Annotated in this window: 2 protein-coding genes; one reads left to right on the top strand and one right to left on the bottom strand. The window is 33.4% G+C overall.

Going from position 1 to position 6,000, the window contains the following annotated elements; all coding sequences use genetic code 11:
* Positions 1–221 precede the first annotated feature (221 nt).
* The gene (locus B0A66_RS21370) at positions 222–4,205 is read left to right on the top strand and encodes a PAS domain-containing protein (protein ID WP_089051877.1); all 3,984 of its coding nucleotides are present in this window, start codon (positions 222–224) and stop codon (positions 4,203–4,205) included.
* A gap of 2 nt (positions 4,206–4,207) precedes the next feature.
* Here the strand turns inward: B0A66_RS21370 and B0A66_RS21365 are convergent, their stop codons facing one another.
* On the bottom strand, positions 4,208–5,770 hold the full coding sequence (locus B0A66_RS21365) for an AraC family transcriptional regulator (RefSeq protein ID WP_089051876.1): 1,563 nt from the start codon (positions 5,768–5,770) through the stop codon (positions 4,208–4,210).
* Positions 5,771–6,000 lie beyond the last annotated feature (230 nt).

Raw genomic sequence — 6,000 nt, 5'->3', positions numbered from 1 at the left:
GGGTTTTTTGTTTTATAACGGTTTTGAAATTTTTTAAACTGCTCCTATAAAAAGACAATTAATTTGGTTTGAAAAATAAAAAAACTACTATATTTTTTTCAAGCTTTCCATTACTATAATTGGTCATTTATTAAATTAGCGCTACCTTTCCCCTTGGTAATAATGTAAACTTATATAATGTGCGAGTAGACGATAGAACATTTAAATATCCATTTTTAAAAATGGGAGGAGAAATGGGCAAGCACATTAACGATTTTAACTGGATCAATACTGCTTTAGGGCCAATGGAATTTTGGACAGAAGGTCTTCGTACTTCACTTAGTATTATGCTAAGTTCCAATGTTCCAATGTTTTTGGTTTGGGGAACAGAACAATCTTTTTTTTATAACGATTCATTTCGTCCCTTTTTTACTAATACAAAAATAGATTCCCAAGTTTTGGGAAATTCGGTTAAAGAAATACTATTCCAGGAATGGAAAACGGTAGCTATTACATTAAACACCATATTCAATGGCAATTTATCTAAATTAGAAGATAATATTACTATATCTTTTAGTAGAAATAACATCATACAAAAAGTTCATCTAACATTGAGTTACAGCATAATTCCTGATCAATATGGAGACATAAAAGGAATATTTGTTACCTGTATCGAAAATTCTGCCATTATACCCGCCCTCATAAAATCAAATAGTGTAAGATCACAGCTTAATAGTGTTTTCATGCAGTCCAATGCAGGAATTGCTCAGGCAAATATACAGGGACGAATAATTGAAGTCAACGAGCGTTATTGTCAAATGTTGGGGTATACGCGTGAGGAGATTTTGGAAATGAATTTAGGAGAGTTAACGCATCCGGATCATTTGGAGGAAAATATGATTCTGTTAGAAGATTGTATCACTAATGGGAATGATTTTCTAATGACCAAACGTTATATATGCCGTGATGGAAAAGAAATTTGGGTTAATAATAGTATCTCATTAGTTGTTGATTCAGATGGTGAAAAATACCTTACTGCTATCGCTATAGATATTACAGCAGAAAAAGAAAGAGAAAATAAACTTTTTACAAGCGAAGCTCGTTTTCAGACACTTGTAGCGAAAGCTCCTGTAGGAACAGCACTATTTCGTGGTAAAGAATTTCATTTGGATCTTGCTAACGATGTGATGATTGAGTATTGGCAGAAAACCAACGAAATTATAGGTAAAAAAGTAGCAGATGTACTTTCTGATACTATAGAAACAGACTTTTTTAATCAACTGAACGAAGTTTATTATACAGGTTCAGCATATAAAAATACAAGTACTTTAATTTTAGATAAAAGAACTGCCGATCAAAAGTATTTCGATTATTCGTTAACACCATTATTAAATGAAGATGGTGCTGTTTATGCTATTTTGCACATGTGTTCTGATGTTACAGCTACAGTTCAGGCTCAGAAAGAAATAGCAGCTAGTCATGATATACTGGCAGATATGTTTGAGCAATCGCCGGTAGGTATTGCTACGCTAAGTATTGAAAAAGAAATGATTTTTCAAAGTGCTAATGCATTTTATTGTTATCTTGTGGGACGCGATAGAGAACAGATAATTGGAAAACCTTTACTAGAAGCATTACCGGAATTAAAAGGACAAGGTTTTGATGATTTACTTAAAATTGTAATTAGTACAGGACAACCTTACATTGCAAAAGAAGTAGAAGTAGAGCTATTGCGCAACGATAAGCTCGAATATATTTACGTAGATCTTACGTATCAAATTTATCATAATGAAAAAGGTTCTTCAAATACAGTCTTAGTTGTTGCTACAGACGTAACAAGTCAGGTGGTAAGCCGTCGTGAAGTTGAGGAAAGCGAAGCCAAATTTAGAAATCTTATTGCTGCCGCACCTGCAGGTATTGGATTATTTATAGGTCGCGACTTAATTATAGAACATCCAAATCAGACTTTTATTGATATTGTTGGTAAAGGACCTAATATCGAAGGACTTCCTCTTAGAGAAGCTATGCCGGAACTTATTACAGAAGGGCAAGCTTACTTAAAAATACTGGATGATATATTTACGACAGGAGTTCCGTTTATTTCGCCGGCTTCATTGGTAAAAATAATGCAGAACGGAGTTTTAAACGATAACTATTATAATATCTCCTACACACCACTTCGAAATAAATCAGGTGAAATTTATGCTATCCTGGACATCGCGATTGATGTAACCAGTCAAGTACACGCACAACAAGCAAAAGAAGAAAGTGAAGCACATCTTCAATTATTGCGTGATACCGTTCCTGCTATGATTTTTTATCTCGATGAAGAAATGCGTTACTGCTCCTACAATTCTGTTTTTATGGAATGGTTTGCTGTTGACGAACAAGAAGCAATAGGAAAAACAGTTAGAGAGTTTTTGGGGGAAGTAGCTTATGCTAAGACCCTTCCGCATTTAACTATTGCGTATGGAGGAGAACAGGAAAAATACGAAATGTTCGCTCCCTCCAGAATGGGTATTGACAGATGGTTAAGCATCGTTTATACACCTCACAAGAATAATGAAGGAAAAGTAATTGGACTTATTGTTCATGCTACAGATATTACACAGAGTAAAGTAACAGAAATTGCGCTACGCGAAAGCGAATCAAAACTGCGATCTGTACTGGCAGCCGCTCCTGTGGCAATTAGTTTGTTTGTGGGCAAAGATTTACTTATTGAGAGTCCGAATCAGCCTTTTATTGTAAATGTCAATAAAGGGGATGCAATTGCAGGACTATCACTTAGTGAGGTTTTGGCAGAAACAGATTCAAAAGAATTTATAAAATCAGTAGAAGAAGTGTATCGTACTGCTCAAGATTTTCATGCAGACGGAATTCAGGGTATTACAGTCAATGGACAAGAGCCTCGTTATCATAATATGAGTTTAACTCCATTGTTCGACGGAGCCAATAAAGTATATGCAGTTCTTTATGTAGGCTCTGATGTAACCAAAGAAATTACTTCAATAAAAAAAATAGAGCAGGCAGAAGCAGCACTTCGCGGAGCAGTTGAACTGGCAGAACTAGGTACGTGGTCGACCGATATTGTGACAGGTGTAACTACACTATCCAGACGTCATGCCGATATATTTGGGTACATAGATACTTCTATGAATTTAGAAGAAGCAAGATCCGTTATTAAAAAAGAAGACCGTAAACGCGTTACAGAAGCCTTTTCTGCAGCACAGCAAAAAGGTTCCAATGGAAGATATGAGGCTGAATACAAGATTATAAATGGACTTAGCGGCGAAGAGAGAATTATTCACTCTATAGGACAAACTTATTTTGATGTAGAAGGAAATCCTTTAGTGATCAGCGGAACAGCAAAAGATATTACCATGCAGCGCGAATTGCAATTAGCATTAGAAAGCGAAGTAAAATTAAGAACAAAGGAATTGGCCAGCGTTCTTGAAGAACTTCAGAACTCCAATAGAGAATTAGAACAGTCTAATTATGCGCTGAAACATTCAAATGAAGAATTAGCACAATTTGCTTATGTCGCCAGTCATGATTTGCAAGAGCCTCTGCGTAAGATTCGATTTTTTGCTGATATACTGGAAAATGGTACTTCAGCTTTAACTCAGGAAGCAATAATTAATAAAATTAGTACTGCTGCAGAGCGAATGAGGCAGCTTATTACAGATTTGTTAGTTTTTTCACGTTTAATTCAGCCAGAGAAAAGCTATCAGTCTATAGATTTAAAAACAATTGTTGAAAATATTTGGGTCGATTTTGAATTACTTGTTCAGGAAAAAAATGCATCAATTAGTATTGAAAACCTACCCGTAATACAAGCTGTTTGTTTGCAGATGAATCAGCTTTTTTATAATTTGATCAGTAATTCATTAAAATTCACCAAGCCCGATGTTGCACCACATATTACCATAACTTCAAATCTGGTTACCTACGATTTTGCTGTTGGTTTTACCCAATCTCCAATTCCGGTAGCAAATTATCATCACATCACTTTTAAAGACAATGGTATAGGTTTTGAAAAAGATCACGAAAATCAGATTTTCGAAATATTCAAACGTCTTCATCCTCAAAACATTTACCCTGGTTCAGGAATTGGTCTTGCTTTATGCCGACGAATTATAATGAATCACCAGGGATTATTGTATGCAGAATCTGAATTGGGAAAAGGAAGTACCTTTCATATTTTTATTCCTGATTTGAGTAATTAACATTAAATAGAGGAAGTTGTTTCATTGTTATTGTTTTGCAAATAAGTAATAAAAGTTAAAGGTGAAACTCCAGTAATTTTCTTAAAAGAGATGGTGAATCTGCTGTGCGAAGAAAAACCGGCCTGATCAGCCAGATAACTTATTTTGTACTTTAAGTAAGTTGCATCGTTTTTTAAATGATCAATAATATAGTTTATTCGTAATTCATTAATGTAGCTCGCAAAATCCTTCGATTTATTTTTACTGATAACATACGAAAGATAACGATGGTTGGTATTTAGTTCCGCAGCAACTGAATTTATAGATAAGGTTTTGTTGAGAAAAAGAAGCGACCTTTCAAATTCCTGTATGTTCTTTAAAATTGCAGCTTCTGTAGCCTCAGACATATATTCTTTTGCAGTATCTTTTTTAGGTGCTGTTTCTTCAATTTCAGTATTTTGAATTACTTTATTGTTATTATTGATAAAAGTTCTGATTTTTTTATAATCCTGCTTTCTCTTATAGGTGTAAGAACCTATTGTAACCAATATTGTAAAAATGCAAAGACCAAGAATGTTAAACTTATATTTTTGGTATTGTGACTCGCTTTGAACCTGCTCTTTTCTAAGCGTTTTTATTAATTCATCCGCAATAACTTTTCTATTCTTTTTCTCAGTCTGGCTTAACTTTAAATTAAGTTCATTATACGCTACATACTTTTTAATATCTGTTTTTTTATAAAATTCCATTAATGAATTGTAGACTTCCTGTTTCAATCCAAAAGAACTAGAAGTTTCAGCTATTTGCTCTGCTTTCAAATAATTGGATTGCGCAGTTTTATTGTCATGCATAGCAACGTAAACATTTCCAAGACCATTATAGATATATCCCTTTAAAGGATCATCAGCCAATTGGGATACAGCTAATTCTTTCTGCGCTTTTTCGTAATACGCTAAAGCAGAATCGATCTTGTGTGTATAATAATAATTTTTCGCGATTAGTTCATCATTAATGGCGGTATGAAAATTTTTGTCAACAGTACTGGAATCTGCTTTTTCAAATGCAAGATTTCCCTTCTTTAGATATGAAATTGCTTTTGGATAGTTATTACTTGACAGCTCATAATATGCCAGTTCTTGCGATAAATTTCCCTGAAATCGATACATTTCATTTTTATCTTCAATTTTTTTACTTGCTTCAACCGCCTTATTCAAATAAATTTTTCCTAGGTTGTAAATCTCATTTTCACGATAAACTGTTGATAAAAAACCATATACTCTAGCTTGTACACTATAATTTTTGCCAATTGTAGCTAAACTATCCAGTTGTTTTAAAGTAGTAATTGTTTCATCATGAATGCCATATTGATATAGAATATGTGCTTTAAGAGAATATGCTTTTATTCTTTCAGCATCATTTTTTGCAATCTTGTATAGGTAGTTGGTATTGCTTAAAGCTTTTTTAGGATTAGAGCCACGCAAAGCCTGGTGTGTTTCATCGTACAGCTTATCAAATGAAGTTTGTGAATAGCCTGAGTAACTCAATACAACAAGTGTAAAAAGGAAAATAATAGTTTTTAAGTGCATGTAATAATAATTATAAATTAAATAAATCTCTTGGGGGAGTTATTGTCTTTATTATTTGTCGAGTATAATGGTATTTTCTTTACGGAGTAATGTAGTTATTTTTTTTGATAATAATTCAATCGGTTAATTTTCTTAACAACATTAAATAGTTATGTTTAATTTATCCTGTACTAAGCTCCCATTAAAAATTTGATAACAACAAAAAATTGAATTATCGTATTGATCATAGT

The organism is Flavobacterium hercynium (genome assembly GCF_002217285.1).
In the GTDB taxonomy this organism is placed as follows: Bacteria; Bacteroidota; Bacteroidia; order Flavobacteriales; family Flavobacteriaceae; genus Flavobacterium; species Flavobacterium hercynium.
The sequence above is the reverse complement of the archived record's forward strand: the minus strand, read 5'-3'. Positions and strand labels throughout refer to the sequence as shown.